Here is a 21159-nt window from a genome sequence, read left to right on the forward strand (position 1 = left end):
GGTCGAGTATGAAGCTCAGACGCCTCGGAACCGCCGTCGCGGGGCTGGGTGCCGCGGCCGCCGTGGCCGACCGCCTCCTCCGGGACGCGGCGGGCGAACTCGAACCCGCCCTCGACGCGACCGAGCGGACGTATCGCTGGCGCGGGATGGACGTCGCCTACGCGGAGGCGGGCGACCCGGACGACCCCGACCTCCTCCTCCTGCACGGCATCAACGCCGCCGGATCGAGCGGCGAGTTCCGCGAGATCTTCGGCACGCTCGCGGAGATCCACCACGTGGTCGCGCCCGACCTCCCGGGGTTCGGCCGCTCGGACCGCCCCCCGCTTCGCTACTCCGCGGCGCTCTACGAGGACTTCGTCGCCGACTTCCTCGGCGAGTTCGACGCCCCCGCCGTCGTCGCCTCGTCGCTCTCGGGGGCGTACGTCGCCCGCGCCCTGAACCGGGGCGCCGACGCCGACTCGCTCGTCCTGATCTGTCCGACGACCGTCGCCGGCCCCGACCCGCCGAAGGCGTGGCTTCGGGAACTCCTCCGCGCGCCGGTCGTGGGGACCGCCCTCTTCGACGCCCTGGTGTCCAGGCCGTCGATCCGCTACTTCAACGCCGATCACGCCTACGCCGACCCCGACGCGGCCTCCGCGGCGTGGACCGACTACCAGTGGCGCACCACCCACCAGGAGAACGCCCGCTTCGCCGTCGCCTCCTTCGTCGCCGGCCACTGCAACTCGACGATCGACCTCGGGGCTGCGCTCCGCGAGGCCGAGGTCCCCGTGACGATCGTCTGGGGCCGGGACGCGACGCTGCCGCCGCTCTCCCGGGGGCGCGACCTGGCCGACGAGGCCGACGCGCGGCTCGTCGTGTTCGATCACGCCAAACTCCTGCCCCACGTCGAGTATCCGGCCGCGTTCGTCGAGACGGTTCGCGGGGCTATCTAGCCCGCAACACCAGCAGGTCGTCGCCGGTCGTCCGGTTGGTGCCGACGGTCGGTTCGACCACCGTCCCGACGGCGACGTCCTCGGGGTCGACGCCGCGGACGACGCCCGTGAGGCGGACGTCGCCGAAGTCCGCGATGGCCGTCGCGTAGGGCTCCTCGTCCTCGAAGTCCGGACCGCCGACGTAACAGACGGTGTACGTCTCGACCGTCCCGGTCGTGGGCAGCGACTCGCGGCCGAGGTCGGTCGACCCGCAGTGGGGACAGACCCGCCGCGGGGGGAGCGAGCCGTGACCCTCCGGACAGCGGAGGTAGTAGCCCTCGCCGTCGTCGACGGCGTCGAGCCACTCGTCGTAACCCGCGTCGGTCATCGGTCCACCTCCAGAACGTGAACCACGGCGGAGGCGACGGTCCCACCCGCGTTGTGCGTCAGGCCGACCGTCGCGTCCTCGACGTGGTCGCTGTTCGGGTGGTCGCCACGGAGGAGACGCGTCATCTCGACGACCTGACTGCCGCCGGTGGCGCCGACCGGGTGGCCCTTGGCCTTCAGGCCGCCCGAGAGGTTCACCGGGCGCTCGCCCGTCGCGGTCGTCTCGCCGCGTCGCGCCGCGCCGATGCCCTCGCCCGCCTCGTAGAAGCCCAGCCCCTCCAGGGCCAGCACCTCGGCGATGGTGAAGCAGTCGTGCACCTCGACGACGTCCACGTCGTCCGGATCGCGGCCGGCGTCGGCGTAGGCCTCCGTCGCCGCGCGCTCCGTCGCCGGCGTGACCGCGAGGTCCTCGCGGTCCTGCAGGGCGAGGTTGTCGCCGCCCTGGCCGGTCCCCGTGATCGACACGGGCGCGTCGAGGTCGTGGTCGGCGGCGTACTCGTCGCTGACGAGGACGAGCGCGCTCGCGCCGTCGGTCACCGGACAGGCGTCCAGCAGGCCGACCGGATCGGACACCATCGGCGCGTCCAGCACCTCGTCGACGGTGATCGCGCGGTGGAACTGGGCGTACTCGTTGGGGAGGGCGTTGTCGTGGTTCTTCACCGCGACGTGGGCGAGGTCCTCCCGGTCGCCGCCGTACTGCTCGAAGTACGCCCGCGCCATCAGCGCGTACGCGCCGGGGAAGGTGATCCCCGCCCTGATCTCGTACAGTTCGTCGGCGGCGGTCGCCAGTCCCTCGGTCACGTCGGCCGTCGAGAGGTTCGTCATGCGCTCACAGCCGCCGGCGAGCACCACGTCGTTTTCGCCGGAGCGGACGCTCCGGACGGCCTCACGCACCGCCACCCCGGCGGAGGCACACGCCTCCTCGTACCGGGTCGCCGGACAGTCCAGCCCGACCATCTCCGCCATGAGCGGCGCCTGGTGGCCCTGTCGCTCGGCGAGCGAGCCCATGAAGTTCCCGTAGTTGAGTTCCTCGATGTCGTCGCTGGGGACCCCGGACTCCTCGCGGGCCGCGAGCGCCGCCTCCGCGAACAGGTCGCGGCCCGTGCGCTCGGGCTGTCGCCCAAACTGCGTCAATCCGACGCCGGCGACTCGAACGCCAGTCATGGCGTGTTATAGGCGGACGAGCGGATAAAGACCTGCCGGATGCGGCGCTTCTACCCCCCGGAATCGGCGGTTTGAGGTTCGACGACTGTCACCAATCCGATCGACGTTCGACGTGTCCCCGGGTCGCCGACCGAAACCGTTAGTCGCTCGGGCGGACAGGAGGGGCCATGAACGGCTGGATCGGCGAGACGTTCACGAGCGACGTCGGGTGGTCGCACCTGGAGCGACTGGTCGACATCGGGAATCGGATGGCCGGGAGCCCCGGCGAGCGCGAGGCACTGGACGCCACCCGCGACGCCCTCGCGGACGTCGGCGCCCGGAACGCGAGCGTCGAGCCCTTCGACGTGCAGGGGTGGGTCCGGGGGTCGAGCCGGATCGAGACGCCGTCGGGCGACGTCGACCCCATCGCCCTGCCCCGGAGTCCCGCCGGGGCGGCGACCGGCCGCCTCGTCGACTGCGGCGACGGCCTGCCCGCCGACTTCGAGGCCGACCTGGAGGGTGCGGTGGTCGTCGTCTCGGCGACGGTCCCCGACCACTACGACCGCTTCGTCCACCGGCGGGAGAAGTACTACCGCGCCGTCGAGGCCGGAGCCGCCGCCTTCGTCTTCCGCAACCACACCCCGGGCTGTCTCGCGCCGACGGGCAGCGTCGGCACCGACGCGTCGCCGATCGGTCCCGTCCCCGCCGTCGGCGTCAGCCGCGAGGCGGGGCTGCGGCTCGTCCGCCGCCACGAGGGCGAGGCGGTCACCGTCCGGGTCGACTGCGAGACGCCCGCGGCCGAGAGCGGCGTCGTCCGCGCCGACGTGGGGCCGGCCACCGACCGTGCCGTCTACCTCACCAGCCACGTCGACGCCCACGACATCGCCGAGGGCGCCGTCGACAACGCCGCCGGGACGGCCACCGTCCTCGAAGTCGCGCGCGCACTCGTCGACCGGGGCGACCTCTCTCGCCGGGTCCGGATCGTCTGCTTCGGCGCCGAGGAGGTCGGCCTCCGGGGGTCGAAGCGGGAGGCCGAGCGCGTCGACCCCGAAACCGTGCAGGCGGTCGTCAACTGCGACGGCGTCTGTCGCGGCCGGACCCTCCAGTGGTACACGGGCGGCGTCGACGCCCTCGACGCGGCGGTCGAGGGGGTCGCCGACCGCTTCGGCCACCCCATCTCCGTCCGCCCGACACAGCATCCCCACAGCGACCACTGGCCCTTCGTCGCCCGCGGAATGCCCGGGCTGCTGGTGTCGAGCGACGACGGCGACCGGGGGCGTGGCTGGGGTCACACCGCCGCCGACACGCTCGACAAGCTCGAACGCCGGACGCTCCGCGAGGGGGCGATCATCGTGACGGGCGTCGTCGCCGAACTCGCGGACGCCGACCGGATCGACCGCCGGGACCCCGAGGCCGTCGCCGCCGCCCTCGAGGCCGAGAACCTGGCCGCGGGCATGCGGGCGACCGGCGACTGGCCGTTCTGACGGGGCGCCTCGCTCGTCGCGGGGGTACGACAGTCGCCACGAAGCGTGGGGGCTTTTTACCGTCGTGGATCGACGTACGTCGCATGGAGCGGACGCGATGCCGGGAGGGACCACACCCCCACCGGGCCGGGAGGCGACGGTGAACGTCGCCGTCAGAGGGGCGGACGAGACTGCCGCGGGGTCGGTCGGCGTCGCCGGTGCCTCGGCCGTCGCCGAGGACGGCGACCGACCGGTCGACGCCGTCGTCGCCGTCGGTGACGACGCCATCCGGTCGACCGTCACCGACCCGCCCGCGGCGCCCGTCCTGCCCGTGACCGCCGAGGGCGGGCGACACCTCGTCGCACGGGCGGAACTGGACGGTGCCCTCGCGTCGCTCGTCGCGGGCGACGGCGGCCGCGAGGCACACCCCGTCGTCGGCGTCCACCGCGACGGCCGCGTCGTCGCCCGCGCGGTTCGCGACGTCGCTCTCGTGACCGCCGCTCCCGCGAGCATCTCCGAGTACGGCCTCGCGGCGGGCGGGACCGACCTCGGGTCGATCCGGGCCGACGGCGTCGTCGTCGCGACGCCGATGGGAAGCGACGGCTACGCCGCCGCCGCGGGCGGGGCCGTCCTCGAAGCCGGCACCGGCCTCGCCGTCGCCCCGATCGCGCCGTTCTCGACGTCGCCCGACCGACACGTGGTCGACGCGGCGGCGGGACTCGGCCTCTCCGTGGAGCGCGAGGGGGCGGTAGCGCTGTTCGCCGACGGGGTCCGGCGAGCCACCGTCGACGCCGGGACCGACCTCCGGGTCGAGCGCGTCGGGTCGCTCGACGTGCTGACTCCCGGCCGCCGGTAGGAACGGAAAACTTCTAATGAGTCACCGGCCCAGTTCGAAGTATGCAACCGCTACAGTTCGTCGTCCCGGTCGGCGCCCTCGACGCGCTCGAACCGTACATCGCGCACGTGGTGCTGGCGCTGGTGGTGGTGAACATGCTCACGCGGATTCGAGCGCACTCCGTCCACGCCGAACAGGTCGAGGACGGCGCCGATGAACTGAGTCGGTACCTGCCGCACTCGCTGTCGACGGTCGCGCTCGTCCTCGCCTCGCTCGCGTTCCTGATCGTCGAACCCCACGGCGGGATGGTCATGTCGGTCATCGCCGTCGGCCTGTTCCTGACGGACTTCTTCGAGTTCGAGTCCCGGCAGGTCGAGGCCCGGAACGACATGACGTTCGAGCGGCCCAAAGGCGCCGTCGCGGCGTCGGTGCTCGCCCTCCTGTACGCGGGCTACCAGAGCCTGTTCGTCTTCGTCGAGCCCCTCTGGAACGCCATCGTCTAGCCCGACGCTCGTTCTCGGTCAGGACGGCCCCGTCAGCGACGGGTGAGGGCGAAGGGGAACGCCGGCGGTTCGACGAACCGGGAGCGGCGCGGAGAAGGGACGGTTCTTCAGGCGTTGCGGCGGTCGTCGACGGCCTTGCGTGCCTGTCTGGCTGCCGGGAGCAGCACCCAGAACGCCAGCGGCCCGAGGAGCGCGAACCAGAACAACACGTCCATCAGGCCGATGGCCAGCAGGTTGAACAGGTCCGCGTTCGCCGGATTCGGCGACACCGGACTCACGAGCTGTCGGGTACTCTCGAAACTCGGCGTGCGGTACCAGCCCGCGAGCACGAGCCAGCCGAGGCCGGCCCCGGTGAAGATGCCGAGCCCCTTGATGAATTCGTCAGCCATCGTTCGACGATTCGTCGGCGTCCTCTTGAGGGTTTCCCATTCCGCGGGCGCGAAAGCGCGTCCCGAGGACGTACACGCCCGCGCCGAACGCGATGGACGCGAGGCCGGCGACGGCGAGAGCCCCACTCAGGAGCGTCGACGGGGGGACGACGCCGACGGCCCGGAACAGTCCGACCACGAGGCGACGCAGGAGGCTGAGGCGGATGGTCGCGGCGTCCAGCAACACGAAGCCGACGACGACGCCGACGACGGCGATCAGCGTCGAGAAGACCGTGATCGTCTTGTAGAGACGCATCGGGACGACCACGTCGCGGTGGCCGTCCGCGGTCGAGCCGTCGCTCTCGACGGAATCACGGCTCGCGTCGTCGGCGTCGTCCGGAGGAGGGGTCATCGGCCGTCGGCGTTACTTCGGCGGCCGGAGCCGGTAGTACCGACGGTTGAGGTCGTACATGTACCCCTCGCGCATCGTCTTGAGGACGGCGTAGGTGACCGTCGCCGCGACGATGGGGAGGAGGAACGTCAGGTCGAACAGCAGGTTGACGTCCATCGGCATCAGGTTCTTGACCGCCAGCAGGCTGATGGTCAGCGCGAAGACGACGCCGCCGACGCCGACGGCCGACCAGAACGGCTGCTCGACCGGGCGCCGCGCCGACCCCTTGTTCAGGAAGGGGACGATGGCGATGACGCCCACGACGACGACGTTCGCCAGCACGCCGTAGGTGCGGTCGGCGGTGAGCTTCGACCCGCCGAGGATGGCGAGATCGGGGTTCAGCGGACCGAGTTTCAGCAGGCCGAACGACCAGTAGAGATACCAGTCGGGCAGGATGATCGCCGGCGTCGAACTCGGGTTCGCGGGCGCGCCGATGTGCGGCGGCATCATCGCGGAGAGGAAGAAGATCATCCCGGTGAAGAAGGCCGCGATGGAGAGGTTCCGCACCGTCTCGTGGGGCCAGGTCGGGAAGGCGAGCACGTCGCGTTCGACGTAATCCGACTCCGTGCGCAGGTCCTGGTCCTCGCGCCGCGCGCGCTCGAAGTACTCGTAGGTGAGCCGCGAGAGGCCCGTCGTCCGTTCCTTGCGCTCGCGCCACGTCGGCGTCTCGTCGTCCGGGGCGACGATGCCCGGACTGCCGCCGTCGGTTCGCGTCTCGTCGTCCGTGTCGGTGTCTGTCTCGCTCATGGTTAGTGGGGTTCCGCGATGCCCTGCACCCAGACGATGCCGATGTGGATGGCGATCAGCGCCGTCACGACGAACGGGAGCAGGAACACGTGCAGGATGTACATCCGCTGGAGCGTCGCCTGGCTGAGTGTGAACCCGCCGAACAGCAGTTGGGCGATCCACTCACCGGCCAACGGGATCGAGAGCGACATCTCGACCCCGATCTGGCCGGCCCAGAAGGCCAGTTGGTCCCACGGGAGCAGGTAGCCCGTGTACCCGAACACCATCGTCAGGCTGATGAGGACGATGCCCAGCAGCCAGTTGAGTTCGCGCGGTTCCTTGTACGCGCCCGTGAAGTAGACGCGGAGCATGTGGAGGAACACGGCCGCGACCATCACCTGTGCGGACCACCGGTGGATGGATCGCAGCATGAACCCGAACTGGAGGTCGGTCATGATGAACGTGATCGAGTTGTACGCCGTACTCGGATCGCCGGTCTGCGCCGGGGCGTAGTAGAAGCCCAGCAGGGCGCCGGACACCGCCGCGACGACGTACGCCAGCGTCGAGAACGACCCCAGCGCGTACAGCGGGTACCAGTACCAGAACTTGTTGTCCAGATCGTACTGTTCCGTGTGGCTCTTCGGCATCTGGAGGTTGACCTTGTAGTACAGGTTCTCCAGCAGCTCCAGATAGTCGACGAGCCGGATCCGCTTGTCCATCCAGATGAGTGCCGTCAGGAAGGTGGTCTCCACGGGCGTCAGATCCTTCCGCTTCATCCACCCCTTGTGGTCCATCTCGTCTTTCTTTTCCAGACTCATGCTTATCGCTTGTAGTACGGGTACACTGCGCGTTTGACGGTGTCCCACGCCCCGTCGCCGAGCGTCTCGCCGTCCACGTCCTCCTCACGGATGTAGAGGTCCTCCCACTTGCGACGCCGCTTCTTGACGATGACGACGTCGGGGAGGAACTCCTTGCGGTACAGCGCGAGGACGAACGCGAGGTCGACGAAGATGACGGCCAGGATGGCACCCAGGAACATGTTGCCCGTCTCGCTCAGGCCCCACCCGCTCACGAGGCCGTAGGCGAACATGAACACGAACACCACCTCGATGACCGTCAGGAGGACGATGGCGATGGCCGCGGCAGTGCTCTCGCGGGCCGGTTCGTATCGGTGAATGTCGCCGTAAGTGCTTCCACTCGATGACATTTACTCTCCTCTCCCGGTACCTGTGTTCGGTGACTCGCCGTACTTCAGGACGTAGAAGGTGAAGACGAGCGAGACGATGATGCCGAGTATCGTCGCGCCGCCCACCCAGTGGGCCTGAATCGGGACGCCGAGCGTGTGGAGGTCGACTTCGCCACCACCACCGCCACCGCCGCCGCCACCGCCACCGCCGCCACCGCCCGAATCGGGGAGGGAGCCGACGACGACTACGCCTTTCATCCCGAGCGCGCGGTGGGGCTGACAGAAGTACTTTGCGACGCCCTCGGATTCGAAGGTGTGTTCGAACGTGAAGCCGGCATCGGCGGTGAGTTCGCTCTCGAAGTCACCGCCCTCCTCGGCGACGACGTTGTGCGACTGGCCCTCGCCCGTCCACTCCCAGACGACCGTCGTCCCGGGGTCGACCTGGACGGCCGCGGGCTCGAACGCGTAGGCACCGCCGTTGCCCTGTGCACCCACCGAAACCGTCACCTCGTCCTGTCCGGTCGCGTCGGCAACCTCGCTGTAGTTGCCCACGTCGCTCATCCAGCCGTCGAACGACGGCTGCGCGGCGGCCGGCGTCGCCGTGGCGGCGGCCGTTCCGACGGCGGCGGACCCACCGGCCACTCTCAGGAAGTCCCGCCTCTTCATACGGTCGAAGCTGAGGATGGAACGCGCTTAAACCCACCGACTCCCCACCGCCCGTCAGTCCGGATCGTCGCGCGATTCGTCCGCCTCGGGGGACGCCGGTTCGGACGCGTCGTCCCCCTCCAGCGGCGGCAGGAAGTCGGGGCGCTCGCCGTCCTCGACGCCCGCGGCACGCAGCCGGCCCCGGAACTCCTCGGCCCGGAAGCGATCCGAGAGCCGGGCGTTGGCGACGACGGCGAAGAGGAAGACCCCGAGGGCGACGAAGACGAGCCCGACGACGGGCGGAACGAGGTTGACGTACCCGCCCGGCGTGGGGATGCGATCGGTGAGCAGCCAGACGCCGATCAGCCCGACCCCGGTCAGGAGCTGGGCGAGCGCGACCACCTGGAGGAGGTTGTTCCCGAGTTGGCCGGTCCCCTCCGGCACCTCCTCCGGCGCCGGCAGGGAGACGTCCTCGGGGGCGTCGGGCACCTCGTAGGAGTCCATCGAACACAGGGCCACGGTCGGCTTCACGTCCCGAACCACCGTTCCGCGCCCCTCGACGCTCCCGTCGGGGCCGACGATGGCGTACCCCTCGTCGGAGTAGGCGACCAGTTTCTCCTCGCCCCCGTCCTCGAAGCGTTCGAGGACCGCGAACACCTCGCGGGTGGCGATCCGGCTCTTGAGGTCGGCCTCCACCCGGTCGAGCAGTTCCGGGCCGACGATCCACGTCTCGGGATCGAACGCCGCCTCCCACTCCTCGGCGCTCATCTCCGCCATGTCGCTCGGGCCGAAGTCCTCGAAGTCGTACTTCTCCTCGACTTCGCGACGGAGGGCCTCGACGTCGGTATCGGCGTCCGATTCGGCCGCGTCGGCCGGGGGCGTGGCCGACGCGTCCTCCCTCCCGTCGGTCGACGACGGTGACGGTTCAGCCATCGGGTCGAATTGGACCCACAGCGGCATACGCTTTCCGACCTCGCCCCCGAGTCGGGTCCGTTTTAACGGCCGCATCCCAACCCTCGACGATGGTACGCGACGCGACGGTGGCGACGCTGGCCGGCCTCGCGGTGACCGCGAGCCTCCCGTTCTACCTCTACGGCGCCTGGATCATCCTCGACAACGAGACGGTGACGTGGGACGTGTTGACCCGCCACCTGAAGTACATCGTCGTCGGCCTGGTGCTGACGACGGTCCCCGTGGTGGGGTGGATGGCGCCGCGACTCCCCGACCAGTTCGGCGGCCTCGCGGTCCTCCACGCGGTGCTGGGCCTCCAGGCCTACGCGATGCTCGCGTTCGCCCTGACGGGCATCGTCCGCATCTTCCAGGCGAAGTACGCGGCGGACCTCTATCGCGACCCCGACCCCGACGTCGACCTGAACGACCTCCACGAGAACATGAGCGCGTGGCGCGGGCGCCTGCGCATCGGCGTCTTCGGCTACGTGCTCTTCTGGCTGGGTGCCTACCTCGTCGGCGTCGTCCGCTACGTCCAGTTACACGTCCTCTAGTTCCACGCCTCGCCGCTCGCGCGGTCGACCGCCGAATCCAGCTTCGAGGAGGGACAGACGTCCTCGAGGACACAGTCGTCGCAGTCCGGATTCCGCGCGTCGCAGGTCGCCCGCCCGTGGCTGATGAGCAGGTGGGTGAGCTGTTGCCAGTCGGATTCGGGCACGAGGTCCATCAGGTCCGCCTCGATCCGCTCGGGCGTCTCCTCGGTCGTGAGCCCGAGGCGACGGGAGAGACGCTTCACGTGCGTGTCGACGACGATGCCCTCGACCACGTCGTGTCCGTGCTGGAGGACCACGTTCGCCGTCTTCCGGCCGACCCCCGAGAGCGCCGTCAACTCCTCCATCGTGTCGGGCACCTCGCCGTCGTGTTCCGCGACGAGGGTCTCGCCGATGGACGTCAGGTAGCCGGCCTTGTTGTTGTGGAAGGTGATGCCGTAGATGTCGTCGGCGAGTTCCGACTCGTCGGCCGCGGCGTAGTCGGCGGCCGAGGTGTACTTCTCGAAGAGGTCGGCCGTGACCTCGTTGACCCGCTCGTCCGTACACTGCGCCGAGAGGACGACCGCGACGAGCAGTTCCAGCCGGTTCGAGTAGGAAAGCGAGATGGTCGCGTCGGGATACTCGTCGTACAGCCGATCCAGCACCTCGGCGGCCTGCGCCTCGCGTGACTCCAGTGGCGTACCCATGACTCGCGCTCGGGAGCGGTCCCGGTTGAGTGTGTCGGCCCGCGCCGCCTTCTCACGGCTGATTCCCGGGCCGCACATTATTTACCGGGTGGGTCCATTGACGCGCCCATGCAGTGGACGCGTCGGGCACTACTGGCCGGGACGGCGGTCGGGCTCAGTGGGTGCCTGTCGACCGGCCGCTCGAACGTCGCCTACCCCGAGACGTCGACCGGGACGGCCGCGGACGAACCGCTCGTCGACGCCGAGACGACGCCGGCGGTCGACGAGGGGGAGGAGGCGCCACAGCAGGCCGAACCGACGGTGCCGAACCGGCAGTTGGCGACCGAGGTCGAGCGGGTGTACGGCGGCATCGAGTGGTTCGCGACCGACTACGACGCCTCGATAGCGACCTACCAGCGCGTCCTCGGTAACGCCATGGCGACCGTCCAGCGGGTGCGGGACGCCGCCGAGTTCGACGCCGGCAGCCTCCAACTCGTCCGCCGGGCGACCGACCGGGCAGTCGCGACGGCGCGGGAGGAACTCGGCGGGCACTTCGGGATCCCCGGACAGATGCGCGAGGAGATCGACGCCCACATCGCGACGGTTCGCCGGTTCGGCAGGCGGGGGGACCTGGACCGCATCGACGTGGAACTCGAACGGCTCTACGAGTACCTCCGCGGGATCCGGAGCGACCTGTTCGTCCGCCGCGTCCTCTCGGACCGACAGATCGACGCCCGACTCTACCGGCACCTCCACGACGACACGCTCGACCCGGAAGACGAGGACGAGAACGGGGACGACGAGGAAGCGGACCCGGGACTGTTCGAACTCCATCACTCGACCGGGTACGCGGGCTACGCCTACAGCGGCCCGCGGTACATCGAGCGCGAGCCGTTCGGCGACGACGCCGGCGGCGACGAGAACGAGGGGCGAGAACTGCTGGCTCGCCAGCGCACCCACTTCGACGCCGTCGGCGAGGCGACCGGCCGAACCGGGTTCGCGTACGTGGTGAGCTACGCGATTCCGGAGGTGGCGGATCAGCCGACGGACTTCGACCCCCTCGAGTACGACCGCACGCCGCTGTTCGTCCAGCGCTACGCCGACGTGTCGGCGGCGGGGGCGGCCGTCGACGCCCTGTTCGACACGGCGGTGAGCAGGGAGGGGGCCTACTCCTTCGGCCGCGACCGATGGCACCGGGTGTACTACGAGGCCGGCGGCGACGTCACCTACGCCTTCCTGATCCAGGCAGGGCCGTACGTCCTCGTCGCCGCCCCCTCGGAAGTCGCGTGGGAGGAGCGCGTCGACTGGACCGATCCCCTGGATCGGCTGTGGCTGTGGAGACCCTGACGTGTCCCGACACTCGGCCCTGCCCTCGGCGCGCCGGCAGGTCGGCCTGATCGTCGGCGCGTTCGCCGCGGTGGGCGTCGCCCTCGGCGTCGTCGGGTTCGTCGTCTCCAGGTGGGCACGGACGCAGTTCGTCACCGCGGCGACCGGCGCCGACCCGACGACGTTCGGCCCCGTCTTCCTCGCGCTCTCGACGTTCCAGACCACGGTGACGCTGTTTTTCGCCGGCCCCGTCGTCGCCGCGGCCCTCGGTCTCCTCTCGGGGTCGCGCTTCGCCGACGCCGGCACCGGCGGCCTCGTCGCCGCCGCCGGCGCCCTCGTCGGCTTCTTCGTCATGGCGGGGGCGGGCCTCGCCGGCATCTCCCTCCTGTCCGGGCCGGGGACCGGTCAGACCTACGCGCTCGCCGGCGCCGTCGGACCCCTCCTGCTCTCGGGGGTCGCCACCGCGGCCACGGGCGGCGTCGCGGGCCTCCTCGGCTCCCGGTTCGTCCGGTAACCGGCAGGCATAACTGTCCGCTCCGCGCGGAGTTCGATATGTACGGCGAGGCCGCCGCACTCGGGGCGGGCACGGTCCTCAACGCCCTGGCGACGGGCGTGGGGTCGGCCTTTGCCATCGATGCGGAGACGACCGCCCGGATCGAACTCGACGACACCGGCGACGTCACCGGCGACATCGCTGGCGCGCCGGACGGCGACACCCGGCTGATCCGTCGCTGCGTCGAGCGCGTCGTCGAGCGGTTCGGCGACGGACAGGGCGGACACGTCCGCACCGAGAGCGAGGTGCCGATGGCCGCGGGCCTGAAGAGTTCGAGCGCCGCCGCGAACGCGACGGTGCTCGCGACGCTGTCGGCGCTGGACGTGACTGTCGCGGAGCCACGCTCCTCGGAAGATGACGGCGAGGAGCCCGACGGCATCGGTCGCGAGGAGGCCTGCCGGATCGGCGTCCGGGCGGCCCGCGACGCCGGCGTCACCGTCACCGGCGCGTTCGACGACGCGAGCGCGAGCATGCTCGGCGGCGTCACCGTCACCGACAACGAGGCGGACGACCTCCTCGCACGCGAGGCCGTCGAGTGGGACGTCCTCGTCTGGACGCCCGCGGAGCGGGCGTTCAGCGCCGACGCCGACGTCGAGCGCTGTGCGCGGGTGGCGCCGATGGCACGTCTCGTCGCCGACCTGGCGCTCGACGGTCGCTACGGCGCGGCCATGACCGTCAACGGACTGGCCTTCTCCGCCGCCCTCGGCTTCCCGACCGATCCGGCGGTGGAGGCGATGCCTCACGCCGCCGGCGTCTCGCTCTCGGGGACCGGCCCGAGCGTCGTCGCCGTCGGCGAGCGGGCCGAACTGGAGCGGGTTCGCGAACGCTGGAGTCAACGGGAGGGTGACACATGGATGACGACGACACGAACGGACGGCGCACGGGTGATCGAATGAGCGACGCGACCGAGGAGATGTCGCTGGAGGAACTCCGCGAGGAGATCGAGGAGATCGACCGCGAACTCGTCGAACTCATCGCCCGCCGGACCTACGTCGCGGGCACGGTCGCCGAGGTGAAAGAACAGCGGGGCCTCCCGACGACCGACGAGTCACAGGAGGACCGCGTGATGGAGCGCGCCGGCGAGAACGCCGAGACCTTCGACGTGGACGCGAACCTGGTGAAGGCCATCTTCCGCCTGCTCATCGAGTTGAACAAGGTCGAGCAGCGTGACAAGAGGTAGCATGAAACACGCCTTCGGAACGTATTTAGAAGACTGGATCCAGCGCACGTGAACGTCACTCCTCGTCGGTCGGTTCGAGGGGGACCCGTTCGACCTCGATGCCGTCGTAATCTTTCTCCGACGAGAGTGCGTCCATCCCTCGCGTCTCCGCGGTCGCCGCGTGAAACGCGTCGAACGGCGTCATTCCTTCCTCGTAGTAGTTGATAGCTTTCAGCACCACTTGCTTCTCCTCCTCGTCACGGACGGGGACGAGTTCGAGCAAATTGGCCACGAGCGGAACGTAATCGAACTCGTAGCGTTCTCGGGCAAGGACGAGTTCGAGATACGAGAGCGCCGACGTTTCGACCTCGTGTTCGTCGAGCGCGGCTTCCGCCGACTCCTGTAGCCAATCGGTGTCTTTCGCGAGGGCGAGAAGAAAGTCCGTCTCGACGTACACCGTCATCTACCGCCCTCACTACGCGCTTCCGCCTTCGCCTCGTCCTCGATGTCCTCTCGTATCTCCTCGACGGAGGCATCCCGGAGTTCGCCTGCCGCTGCGCGGACAGCCGCGAGCGGGTCGTCTGCGACCGGAATGAGTTCGATTCTATCCTCGTAGGTCACGATGTGGTACCGTTCCCCGTACTTTTCTCGTACCTCTTTGGGGATGTAGAGGCGACCCTGCTTGTCCGTCTCTGCTGACATAGACGAGTGTTCAGTGGCACAGTCGAAAAATCTTTCCACCAATCAGGAATCGGCACCACGCTACAGTTTGTTCGACTTCGCGGTACGGGCGATATCGACGCCGCCTGGCGTTCGATTAGATTTCGGTACCACGTTATAGTTTGATTCAGAGGATCGTATGATGGAGTTATTCACCTGAACGAGGTGGAACAAGGGAAAATCGGCAGCCTCAGTCACCGTCTCGCCTACGGACGTGTTCCGGAAGTCGCTTCGCTCGACGCCCGGTCCAGTCCGAGAATCCGCTTCCGAGTGGGGAACCGCTACTCGGTCGGTATTGCCCGTATCTGACATCCTCCCCCGACGAAGGCCGTGTTCCCTCACCGAGGGTGAGTCCACGGGAGGAGGCTATCCGACCAGTCCAAGGATACCCAGAATCCACCGAACAATTTCGGAGGCGGTAAACAGGGCTCCTTCCGTCCGGGAGAGTTCCCGTTTCGTCCACAGGGCGGCCACCATCAGGAGGGAAACTCCAGCCACCCACGCCAACGTCTCCAGCGCCAGCCCCCTTGCTACGAGCGGACGAATCACCGCTGCGACGCCCAGGATTCCCGTGAGGTTGTATATGTTGCTGCCGACGATGTTGCCGACCGAGACGCCGCGGCTCCCCCGCTGGATCGCCACCAGCGAGACGGCGAACTCCGGTGTCGACGTTCCCGCTGCGACGATCGTCCCGCCGATCACCCACTCGGAGATACCGACGCCGCGGGCCAACCCCGAAGCAGCAACCACCATGTAGTCGCCACTCACCAGCACCAGCGCTAAGCCACCCAGGAGCAGTCCGAAATCACGCCCACGGAAAGGGATACGTTCGGTCACGGAGCTGTCCACCCCGCCGTCCCCCGATGCCTGCGTGGTGGATCCCGTCGACGTCGACTGGCTGGCGCGGAGTAGATAGCCCGTATAGGCGACGAACACTCCCGTCAGGAGGACGCCTTCGAGCCGCGTAACCCGAAGATCGAAAACCGCGATTCCACCGGCGAGCGTGCTCCCCAGTAGAGCGATGCCGTCGCGATGGACGAGGGATTCGGCGATCGGGATCACCTTCAACAGGGAGATCACGCCCAGGATAAACGCCAGATTGTAGATGTTCGATCCGAGGACGTTTGCGACCGCGATATCGCCCGCCCCTTTGAGCGCAGCGTCGACCGAAACCGCGAGCTCCGGTGTCGACGTTCCCATCGCGACGATCGTCAGCCCGATCGTGAGATCCGAGAGTCCGAACCGTCGGGCCAACCGCACGACCGCATCGACCAGGAGGCGTGCGCCGATCCACAGACCAAGTACCGAGAGAAGAATCACGCCGAGTTGAACGATCGGACCGACCCGGACCATCACACCAGTCTACTGCGGGTCCGTCAATCAAAGTTGGGTAGCCAGTGTGGGTCACGTTCGACGGCGGACTACTGAACCACGGTGCCGTCCAACTAGCCGAGGTGACGGACCGGCGTCGGTATCGGGGGGTTCGTCGAAAGAGCGGCGATTCCTGCCGTCTCGGCGACACCGGTCGCCACCTGAACGGAGTGGAGGGACGAGAGCGTCGGCAGTCTCGAAGTCGATGCCCGCGCTTCTCGACGAGCGCCCGTCGTCGCGTTGGCCTCACTCGTCGGGGTCGTCGGCGTCTTCCGAGCGGACACCGACGAACCGCCGCGGGGGACGTCCGGGCGGGTCGGGGGACGGGGTCGCGCTCAGTACGCCCACAGCCGCTCGATCCGCGACGCGATATCGGGGTGGGCCGCCCGCAGGTCGTCGGCGTCGCGTTCGCCGTCGACGTTTATGACGTGGACCTCGCCGCGCCGCCCCGAGTAGACGTCCTGGAAATCGTAGACGACGCCGATCACGTCGACCCGGTCGGGGATTTCGTCGCTCCCGACGAGGAAGTCGACCTGCCGGTCGACGTTGTACTCCACCAGGTAGTTGACCGCGGTGGCCCTGTCGAGTCCGCCCGGGAGCGCCGCCACCCCCGCCTCCAGCGGTGGCTCCAGCAGGCCGAGACACCGCTCGATGCCCGGCGGTTCGTCGACGCCGCCGGTCAGGTCCTCGTACGCCGCGGTCACCGCGCCACAGCCCGTGTGGCCGACGACGACGACGGTTTCGGTGCCCGTGTGTGCGATCGGGTAGAGCACGTCGCCCGAGACGACGTCGCCCGCGGCCGTCCGCTCGACGACGCGGTTGCCGATGTTGCCACAGGTGAAGAGGTGGCCGGGCGTGTCGTTCCCCCAGATGTGGTCCTGCAGGACGCGCGAGTCCGAACAGCAGACGGTCACGACCGGCGGGCGTTGAGCCGTCTGGACGTCGTCGAATCGATCCGCGAACGCGTCGGCGTGATCGAGGTTCCGGTCGAGGAGGTCGACGAACGTTCGATGCATTGCTCTCGGGTACGAACCGTCGGTCAAAGGTGTTTCCGCTAACTCCGATAGGTCTCCGCGAGGGCGTCGAGCGCCTCGTGGTGCTGGGTGGAGTGGGGTGCCGTGAGCGGCGAGACGCTGACGCGGCCCTCGACGATGGCCCGGCGGTCGGTCCCCTGCGGATCGGGCAGGTTCCCCTCGCGCATCCGCGCCCAGACGTTGTCGGTGAGGCTGATCCGCTCGCCGTCGCGTTCGGCGCGCATGTCGTACAGCGTCGAGGGTTCCGTGATTTCGAGGGGTGCGAGGTCCTCGCCCGGGTGGTGGATGGGAGCGTTGACGTTCAGGTACTCGGCCTGATCGAAGACGCCGGCGCCGACGGCGTGTTCGACGAGGTAGGCCGTCGCCTCGGTGGCGTTGCGGTAGTCCCGCCGCCGGTCGGCGGCGTGTTCCCACTCGCCGTCGTCGCCGGGGACGTACAGCGAGACGGCGATGGCGGGCACGTCGAAGAAGGCGGCCTCGACGGCGGCGCTGACGGTGCCCGAGCGCCCGAGGACGTAGGCCCCGAGGTTGGCGCCGCGGTTACAGCCCGCGATCACCATGTCCACGTCGGGACAGAGCGCCTCCAGACCGACGACGGTGCAGTCCGCGGGCGTGCCGTGAATCGCGTACCCCAACTCGTGTTCCTCGACGTCGACCTCCCGAGACATCGCGCGCCCGACGGCGCTCCGGTCGCCGTTGGGGGCGACGGCCGTCACCTCCGTGAACGCCGAGAGTGCGTCGTAGAGCGCCCGAAACCCGACGGAGTCGATTCCGTCGTCGTTCGTCAGGAGGACGTGTGGCTGGTCCATGCCCGCCCCTCGGGCGGCCGCCGAGTTAGGCGCTCCGCTTCACGCGACGCGGTCGACGACCGCCTCGTCGTCGACGACGAGGTTGTACGCCCCCTCGTCGTCGTTCCAGAGCGCGAGGGCGTTCTCGAACCGGAGGACCGCCCCGTACTCCGCCGCCGCGAGGGCTCGGTTCAGCGCCGACTCCCGGGTCACCACCGCGTAGTGCTCCAGGCGCTCGCTCCCGTCGCCCACCTTGAACAGGGGGTTGCCGCCGTCCGCCAGGTTCCGACTGAGTTTCACCGCCAGCAGGTCGATCCGTTCCGTGACGTGGCGCTCCATGTCGGCCATCCGGGCGTGCCGCGACGGGTCGGCGCGGACGTCGACCCGCCGCGTCCCGTCCGTCCGGAGGAGCGAGTAGGAGAACTTCACCGTCTCGTTGCGGAAGGTGCCGGGGTCGTCGCCCGCGTCGTCGAGGCGGCGCTGGAGTCGCGGCGCCTCGATCCGCGGGCGCTCGTCGAACGACCAGCCGCGGTCCTCGGGGGCCGTGCCCGGCCACAGGCGGAGCGTGGGCGCGTAGACGGTCACGTCCGGGTCGGCGGCGACGGCGCGTTCGATCCGCCGCAGTCCGGTGCTGGTTTCGAGGTCGGCGGGCGAGAGCGCGAGGAGCGTCCCGTCGTCGGCGAGGGCGTCCAGCCCCCGCTCGACGACCGACACGGGGTCGTCGAGTTCGCTCAGGACGTTCGCCGCCAGGATCAGGTCGTACGCCCCGTCGAGTTCGAACTCCTCGATCCGTTCGCGGTGGACCGTCGTGCGGACGTTCCGGCGCGTCGTCGCGAGCAGGGAGTCGAGGACGTCCGCCGCGGCGCTGGGCTCGACGGCGTGGTAGTCGACGACGGCGTCCTCGGGCAGGTAGTCGAAGAGGCCGAGGGCGGGACCGCCGACGCCCGCGCCGACGTCGAGGACGCGGAGTCGGCGGGGCAGGAGCGACCGCTCGACCAGGTCGTCGAGGGGGTAGCCGACGGCCGCGTAGTAGTCGGGGAGGTGGTAGATGGCGTAGCCGAGCGCCACCTCCTCGTCGTACTCGACCGGATTCTGGTGGTAGTAGTCGGCCTTCAGCCGCCGGATCACCTCTCGAAGGCGGTCCCCGGCGTCGCCGCGGTGCCAGTTCGCGCCGTAGCGGGCGACGAGGAGGTCCTCGACCGCGTCGACGTAGCGGTCGGGGAGGCGCGTGGGCGACCAGTCGGCCGGCGAGACGGGGTCCTCGGCGGCGGGGACGAAGGTGCCGTCGTCGCGCTCGAACAGGCCGAGGTCGGCGGCCTCCTCGCGGAGCACCCGCCGGACGACCGCCGGATGCGGGTGGCCGTCGACGTACTCGGCGACCTCCTCGGGGTCGATCGGCCGCACCTGCCGGAGGTACTTGGCGTTCGACCGGACGGCCTCGCGGTCGATCATCCCTCGCCACCCGCCTCCCGGTAGAGGTCCTCGAAGGCCTCGCCCTCGGCGTCGGCGACCCGGCGGGCGGCCTCGGCGACGGCGTCGGCGCCGTCGAAGGTCTCCTGAATCTCGCGGTACACGTGCGGCGTCCCCCCGGTCACCGTCGCCACGAGGTCGTCCAGCCCGGCCGAGACGGGGGTCGCGAACTCCTCGCGGACGTCGGCGGCCGCGAGGGCGTACGCGAGGACGGCGGTGTGGGCACCGGCCTGCACCGTCTCCATGGCGGCGTCGTGTTCCTCGACGGTCGTCTCGAAGGTGTGGTTGCCGGCGGCGGCGACGTCCGCGCGGACGGCGTCGGTGACCGGGCCGGGGGCGTCGGCGACGACGGCCACGTTGCCCGGGGCGTTCGACGCGGCGAACAGGGGGTGCATCGACGCGCGCTCGCGGTCCGGCAGGTGTTCGCGCATCGACTCGACCGGCCCCCGCATCACGCCGCTCACGTCGCACATCGCCCGCTCGGCGTTGGGCGCGTACCGCTCGACGGCCGCGGCGACGGCGGAGATGGGGACGGCCAGACAGACCGCGTCGAACGTCTCGGTCGTGTCCGTCGGCACCGCCCGCACGTCGGTCCCGACGTCGGCGGCGGCCCGCTCCGCGGCCGCGGCGTCGACGTCGGCGAGGGCGACGGGTCGGTCGACGGTCCGGGCGACCCAGCGGCCCATCTCGCCCGCGCCGACCACCAGCAGATCCATGCGCGTGGCTTCCTCCCGACCGCTCAAAAGGGGTTCGGTGCGGGTGGCGTCGGTGGTCGGCTCAGAGGTCGAGTCGGAGGACGCGATTGCCGACCAGGAGCGCGAGCGCCACGCCCGTCACGCCCACGAGGAGGCCGTAGGCTGCCGCCCACCCCGCGACGTCCGAGAGGGCGCCGACGACGACGCTTCCCGTCGCCCCGAGCACCATGTACGCGGTGCGGACGAGGCCGAAGGCGGCGCCGCGCTCGTCCGCGCGGAACTTGTCGAAATAGCGGGACTGGAGCGGGGCGCCCCAGGTCATCGCGACGCCGACGAAGACGATGGCGGGCAGGAGCGCGATCCGTGGGCCGACGACCAGGAGCGCGTAGCCGACGACGCCGCAGGCCATCGTCGCGATCGAGGCGCCGTCGCGCCCGATCCGGTCGGAGACCCACCCGATGGTGGGCGTCCCGAGGCCGTTGACGACGAAGTACGCCGAGAACAGCAGGCCGGCGCTCGTCCCGGACAGGTCGCGGAAGGCGACGAGGAAAGTGGGGAGAAAGGAGGCGGTCGCCTGCCACGCGAACGCCCCGAGGAAGGCCACGAGGGTCGTGAAGGCGATGGGCGGGCGGGTGAGCAGGCCGATCAGCGGGCGGATCGCCATGCGGTCGCGCATCGACTCGTCGGGACGCTCCGGCGGCGTCCGCTCGATCCGCCAGGCGAAGGTGACGAAGATGGGGACGGCGACGGCGGCGCCGACGCCGATGGCGGCCCGCCACCCGAAGCGGACGGCGACGGCGGTGGCGACGACGGGCGCGATCAGGCCCGCCAGCGGGCCGCCCCCGACGTGGATGCCGATGGCGCGGCCGATGTCGTCGAACTCCTTGGTGAGCAGCGAGGTGGCGACGCTGTAGTGGAGGCCGGCGCCCGCGCCGAGGACGACCGTCAGGACGGCGAAGACCGCGAAGGTGGGTGCGAGCGCGAGCGACAGGCTGGCGGCCGCCGTCACGCCGACGGACGCGAGGATCACCCGTCGCTCGCCGAAGCGGTCGCCGAGGATGCCGGACGGGAACTGCGTGAGCGCGTAGGCGGCCCACATGCCCGAGAGCGCGAGGCCGACGGCACCCGTCGAGACGGAGAAGTGGTCGGTCACGTCGGGCACGACGGGGCTGATGACCAGTCGCGCCAGCATCGTGGCGGCGAACGCGAGCGTACAGAGGCCGAGGACCGTGTGGCGATACCGCCAGTTCACACCGGGTCT

General features: G+C 69.9%; 27 protein-coding genes. 9 read left to right on the forward strand and 18 right to left on the reverse strand.

Going from position 1 to position 21159, the window contains the following annotated elements:
• Positions 1-8 precede the first annotated feature (8 nt).
• Positions 9-932: an alpha/beta fold hydrolase gene (locus tag NBT67_RS06310; protein ID WP_251343998.1), complete on the forward strand. Its 924-nt coding sequence runs from the start codon at positions 9-11 to the stop codon at positions 930-932.
• On the opposite strand, the gene NBT67_RS06315 is transcribed toward NBT67_RS06310, so the two are convergent.
• Positions 925-1299, reverse strand: a complete 375-nt coding sequence (locus tag NBT67_RS06315) for a Zn-ribbon domain-containing OB-fold protein (protein WP_251343999.1) — start codon at positions 1297-1299, stop codon at positions 925-927. The two genes, NBT67_RS06310 and NBT67_RS06315, sit on opposite strands and share 8 nt — an antisense overlap.
• Positions 1296-2462 (reverse strand): thiolase domain-containing protein, encoded by a 1167-nt coding sequence (locus NBT67_RS06320; protein ID WP_251344000.1) that lies wholly within the window; start codon positions 2460-2462, stop codon positions 1296-1298. The genes NBT67_RS06315 and NBT67_RS06320 overlap by 4 nt, the downstream gene beginning before the upstream one ends.
• 167 nt (positions 2463-2629) lie before the next feature.
• Between NBT67_RS06320 and NBT67_RS06325 the strand changes: the two genes are divergently transcribed.
• From NBT67_RS06325 to NBT67_RS06335, 3 genes are all read left to right on the forward strand, one after another.
• Entirely contained in the window at positions 2630-3925 is a 1296-nt protein-coding gene (locus NBT67_RS06325) for a M20/M25/M40 family metallo-hydrolase (protein ID WP_251344001.1), read from the forward strand.
• 97 nt (positions 3926-4022) lie between these two features.
• The gene (locus NBT67_RS06330; protein WP_251344002.1) at positions 4023-4760 is read left to right on the forward strand and encodes an NAD(+)/NADH kinase; all 738 of its coding nucleotides are present in this window, start codon (positions 4023-4025) and stop codon (positions 4758-4760) included.
• A 41-nt stretch (positions 4761-4801) separates the two neighbouring features.
• The gene (locus NBT67_RS06335) at positions 4802-5242 is read left to right on the forward strand and encodes a DUF7313 family protein (protein ID WP_251344003.1); all 441 of its coding nucleotides are present in this window, start codon (positions 4802-4804) and stop codon (positions 5240-5242) included.
• 107 nt (positions 5243-5349) lie between these two features.
• Here NBT67_RS06335 and NBT67_RS06340 read toward each other — a convergent pair whose 3' ends face one another.
• The 7 genes from NBT67_RS06340 to NBT67_RS06370 are packed head-to-tail and all read right to left on the reverse strand — an operon-like array spanning position 5350 to position 9551.
• Positions 5350-5631 (reverse strand): DUF7314 family protein, encoded by a 282-nt coding sequence (locus tag NBT67_RS06340; RefSeq protein ID WP_251344004.1) that lies wholly within the window; start codon positions 5629-5631, stop codon positions 5350-5352.
• Positions 5624-6022 (reverse strand): DUF7315 family membrane protein, encoded by a 399-nt coding sequence (locus tag NBT67_RS06345; protein WP_251344005.1) that lies wholly within the window; start codon positions 6020-6022, stop codon positions 5624-5626. Before NBT67_RS06345 ends, NBT67_RS06340 begins: the two co-directional genes overlap by 8 nt.
• Positions 6023-6034: 12 nt before the next feature.
• Complete coding sequence (locus NBT67_RS06350; protein WP_251344006.1) at positions 6035-6808, reverse strand: cytochrome b family protein; 774 nt, start codon at positions 6806-6808, stop codon at positions 6035-6037.
• A gap of 2 nt (positions 6809-6810) precedes the next feature.
• Complete coding sequence (locus NBT67_RS06355) at positions 6811-7605, reverse strand: cytochrome b (RefSeq protein WP_251344007.1); 795 nt, start codon at positions 7603-7605, stop codon at positions 6811-6813.
• A gap of 2 nt (positions 7606-7607) precedes the next feature.
• Positions 7608-7994: a DUF7318 family protein gene (locus tag NBT67_RS06360; RefSeq protein ID WP_251344008.1), complete on the reverse strand. Its 387-nt coding sequence runs from the start codon at positions 7992-7994 to the stop codon at positions 7608-7610.
• The gene (locus NBT67_RS06365; protein WP_251344009.1) at positions 7995-8639 is read right to left on the reverse strand and encodes a halocyanin domain-containing protein; all 645 of its coding nucleotides are present in this window, start codon (positions 8637-8639) and stop codon (positions 7995-7997) included.
• A 54-nt stretch (positions 8640-8693) separates the two neighbouring features.
• The gene (locus NBT67_RS06370; RefSeq protein WP_251344010.1) at positions 8694-9551 is read right to left on the reverse strand and encodes a DUF7319 domain-containing protein; all 858 of its coding nucleotides are present in this window, start codon (positions 9549-9551) and stop codon (positions 8694-8696) included.
• A gap of 89 nt (positions 9552-9640) precedes the next feature.
• Here NBT67_RS06370 and NBT67_RS06375 point away from each other — a divergent pair, with 89 nt between their 5' ends.
• A complete protein-coding gene (locus NBT67_RS06375; protein ID WP_251344011.1) occupies positions 9641-10120 on the forward strand; it encodes a DUF7321 family protein in 480 nt (159 codons plus the stop codon).
• On the opposite strand, the gene nth is transcribed toward NBT67_RS06375, so the two are convergent.
• Complete coding sequence (gene nth, locus NBT67_RS06380; protein WP_251344012.1) at positions 10117-10803, reverse strand: endonuclease III; 687 nt, start codon at positions 10801-10803, stop codon at positions 10117-10119. The genes NBT67_RS06375 and nth overlap by 4 nt on opposite strands.
• A 108-nt stretch (positions 10804-10911) precedes the next feature.
• Between nth and NBT67_RS06385 the strand changes: the two genes are divergently transcribed.
• From NBT67_RS06385 to NBT67_RS06400, 4 genes are read left to right on the forward strand one after another with little or no spacing between them, the layout of a single operon-like run.
• Positions 10912-12129: a hypothetical protein gene (locus NBT67_RS06385; RefSeq protein ID WP_251344013.1), complete on the forward strand. Its 1218-nt coding sequence runs from the start codon at positions 10912-10914 to the stop codon at positions 12127-12129.
• 1 nt (position 12130) lies between these two features.
• A complete protein-coding gene (locus NBT67_RS06390; RefSeq protein WP_251344014.1) occupies positions 12131-12622 on the forward strand; it encodes a hypothetical protein in 492 nt (163 codons plus the stop codon).
• 38 nt (positions 12623-12660) lie between these two features.
• On the forward strand, positions 12661-13557 hold the full coding sequence (locus NBT67_RS06395) for a shikimate kinase (RefSeq protein ID WP_251344015.1): 897 nt from the start codon (positions 12661-12663) through the stop codon (positions 13555-13557).
• Entirely contained in the window at positions 13554-13841 is a 288-nt protein-coding gene (locus NBT67_RS06400) for a chorismate mutase (RefSeq protein ID WP_251344016.1), read from the forward strand. The genes NBT67_RS06395 and NBT67_RS06400 overlap by 4 nt, the downstream gene beginning before the upstream one ends.
• Before the next feature lie 55 nt (positions 13842-13896).
• Here the strand turns inward: NBT67_RS06400 and NBT67_RS06405 are convergent, their stop codons facing one another.
• The 8 genes from NBT67_RS06405 to NBT67_RS06440 form a co-directional block, all read right to left on the reverse strand.
• Positions 13897-14283, reverse strand: coding sequence for a PIN domain-containing protein (locus NBT67_RS06405; protein WP_251344017.1), 387 nt, complete (start codon positions 14281-14283; stop codon positions 13897-13899).
• Positions 14280-14522, reverse strand: a complete 243-nt coding sequence (locus tag NBT67_RS06410; protein WP_251344018.1) for an AbrB/MazE/SpoVT family DNA-binding domain-containing protein — start codon at positions 14520-14522, stop codon at positions 14280-14282. The genes NBT67_RS06405 and NBT67_RS06410 overlap by 4 nt, the downstream gene beginning before the upstream one ends.
• A gap of 384 nt (positions 14523-14906) precedes the next feature.
• Positions 14907-15893: a calcium/sodium antiporter gene (locus tag NBT67_RS06415; RefSeq protein ID WP_251344019.1), complete on the reverse strand. Its 987-nt coding sequence runs from the start codon at positions 15891-15893 to the stop codon at positions 14907-14909.
• A 353-nt stretch (positions 15894-16246) separates the two neighbouring features.
• Positions 16247-16927 carry a carbonic anhydrase gene (locus tag NBT67_RS06420; RefSeq protein ID WP_251344020.1) on the reverse strand — a complete coding sequence of 227 codons (681 nt, stop codon included), beginning with the start codon at positions 16925-16927 and terminating at the stop codon, positions 16247-16249.
• A 38-nt stretch (positions 16928-16965) separates the two neighbouring features.
• Positions 16966-17754: a 5'/3'-nucleotidase SurE gene (gene surE / locus NBT67_RS06425; protein ID WP_251344021.1), complete on the reverse strand. Its 789-nt coding sequence runs from the start codon at positions 17752-17754 to the stop codon at positions 16966-16968.
• A 39-nt stretch (positions 17755-17793) separates the two neighbouring features.
• Entirely contained in the window at positions 17794-19185 is a 1392-nt protein-coding gene (locus tag NBT67_RS06430) for a small ribosomal subunit Rsm22 family protein (protein ID WP_251344022.1), read from the reverse strand.
• Positions 19182-19919 carry a prephenate dehydrogenase/arogenate dehydrogenase family protein gene (locus NBT67_RS06435; RefSeq protein WP_251344023.1) on the reverse strand — a complete coding sequence of 246 codons (738 nt, stop codon included), beginning with the start codon at positions 19917-19919 and terminating at the stop codon, positions 19182-19184. The genes NBT67_RS06430 and NBT67_RS06435 overlap by 4 nt, the downstream gene beginning before the upstream one ends.
• A gap of 61 nt (positions 19920-19980) precedes the next feature.
• A complete protein-coding gene (locus NBT67_RS06440) occupies positions 19981-21150 on the reverse strand; it encodes an MFS transporter (protein WP_251344024.1) in 1170 nt (389 codons plus the stop codon).
• Positions 21151-21159 lie beyond the last annotated feature (9 nt).

Origin of the sequence: Haloplanus sp. GDY1, from assembly GCF_023703775.1 — an archaeon.
In the GTDB taxonomy this organism is placed as follows: Archaea; Halobacteriota; Halobacteria; order Halobacteriales; family Haloferacaceae; genus Haloplanus; species Haloplanus halophilus.

Excerpts from the sequence above, each read along its gene's own strand:
- NBT67_RS06325 (WP_251344001.1), top strand. The coding sequence starts at position 2,630 with ATGAACGGCTGGATCGGCGAGACGTTCACGAGCGACGTCGGGTGGTCG.
- NBT67_RS06435 (WP_251344023.1), bottom strand. The coding sequence starts at position 19,919 with ATGGATCTGCTGGTGGTCGGCGCGGGCGAGATGGGCCGCTGGGTCGCC.
- NBT67_RS06360 (WP_251344008.1), bottom strand. The coding sequence starts at position 7,994 with ATGTCATCGAGTGGAAGCACTTACGGCGACATTCACCGATACGAACCG.
- NBT67_RS06340 (WP_251344004.1), bottom strand. The coding sequence starts at position 5,631 with ATGGCTGACGAATTCATCAAGGGGCTCGGCATCTTCACCGGGGCCGGC.
- NBT67_RS06400 (WP_251344016.1), top strand. The coding sequence starts at position 13,554 with ATGAGCGACGCGACCGAGGAGATGTCGCTGGAGGAACTCCGCGAGGAG.
- NBT67_RS06310 (WP_251343998.1), top strand. The coding sequence starts at position 9 with ATGAAGCTCAGACGCCTCGGAACCGCCGTCGCGGGGCTGGGTGCCGCG.
- NBT67_RS06355 (WP_251344007.1), bottom strand. The coding sequence starts at position 7,605 with ATGAGTCTGGAAAAGAAAGACGAGATGGACCACAAGGGGTGGATGAAG.
- NBT67_RS06420 (WP_251344020.1), bottom strand. The coding sequence starts at position 16,927 with ATGCATCGAACGTTCGTCGACCTCCTCGACCGGAACCTCGATCACGCC.
- NBT67_RS06365 (WP_251344009.1), bottom strand. The coding sequence starts at position 8,639 with ATGAAGAGGCGGGACTTCCTGAGAGTGGCCGGTGGGTCCGCCGCCGTC.
- surE (WP_251344021.1), bottom strand. The coding sequence starts at position 17,754 with ATGGACCAGCCACACGTCCTCCTGACGAACGACGACGGAATCGACTCC.
- NBT67_RS06415 (WP_251344019.1), bottom strand. The coding sequence starts at position 15,893 with ATGGTCCGGGTCGGTCCGATCGTTCAACTCGGCGTGATTCTTCTCTCG.
- NBT67_RS06315 (WP_251343999.1), bottom strand. The coding sequence starts at position 1,299 with ATGACCGACGCGGGTTACGACGAGTGGCTCGACGCCGTCGACGACGGC.
- NBT67_RS06395 (WP_251344015.1), top strand. The coding sequence starts at position 12,661 with ATGTACGGCGAGGCCGCCGCACTCGGGGCGGGCACGGTCCTCAACGCC.
- NBT67_RS06385 (WP_251344013.1), top strand. The coding sequence starts at position 10,912 with ATGCAGTGGACGCGTCGGGCACTACTGGCCGGGACGGCGGTCGGGCTC.
- NBT67_RS06370 (WP_251344010.1), bottom strand. The coding sequence starts at position 9,551 with ATGGCTGAACCGTCACCGTCGTCGACCGACGGGAGGGAGGACGCGTCG.
- NBT67_RS06375 (WP_251344011.1), top strand. The coding sequence starts at position 9,641 with ATGGTACGCGACGCGACGGTGGCGACGCTGGCCGGCCTCGCGGTGACC.
- nth (WP_251344012.1), bottom strand. The coding sequence starts at position 10,803 with ATGGGTACGCCACTGGAGTCACGCGAGGCGCAGGCCGCCGAGGTGCTG.
- NBT67_RS06330 (WP_251344002.1), top strand. The coding sequence starts at position 4,023 with ATGCCGGGAGGGACCACACCCCCACCGGGCCGGGAGGCGACGGTGAAC.
- NBT67_RS06350 (WP_251344006.1), bottom strand. The coding sequence starts at position 6,808 with ATGAGCGAGACAGACACCGACACGGACGACGAGACGCGAACCGACGGC.
- NBT67_RS06410 (WP_251344018.1), bottom strand. The coding sequence starts at position 14,522 with ATGTCAGCAGAGACGGACAAGCAGGGTCGCCTCTACATCCCCAAAGAG.
- NBT67_RS06405 (WP_251344017.1), bottom strand. The coding sequence starts at position 14,283 with ATGACGGTGTACGTCGAGACGGACTTTCTTCTCGCCCTCGCGAAAGAC.
- NBT67_RS06320 (WP_251344000.1), bottom strand. The coding sequence starts at position 2,462 with ATGACTGGCGTTCGAGTCGCCGGCGTCGGATTGACGCAGTTTGGGCGA.
- NBT67_RS06335 (WP_251344003.1), top strand. The coding sequence starts at position 4,802 with ATGCAACCGCTACAGTTCGTCGTCCCGGTCGGCGCCCTCGACGCGCTC.
- NBT67_RS06430 (WP_251344022.1), bottom strand. The coding sequence starts at position 19,185 with ATGATCGACCGCGAGGCCGTCCGGTCGAACGCCAAGTACCTCCGGCAG.
- NBT67_RS06345 (WP_251344005.1), bottom strand. The coding sequence starts at position 6,022 with ATGACCCCTCCTCCGGACGACGCCGACGACGCGAGCCGTGATTCCGTC.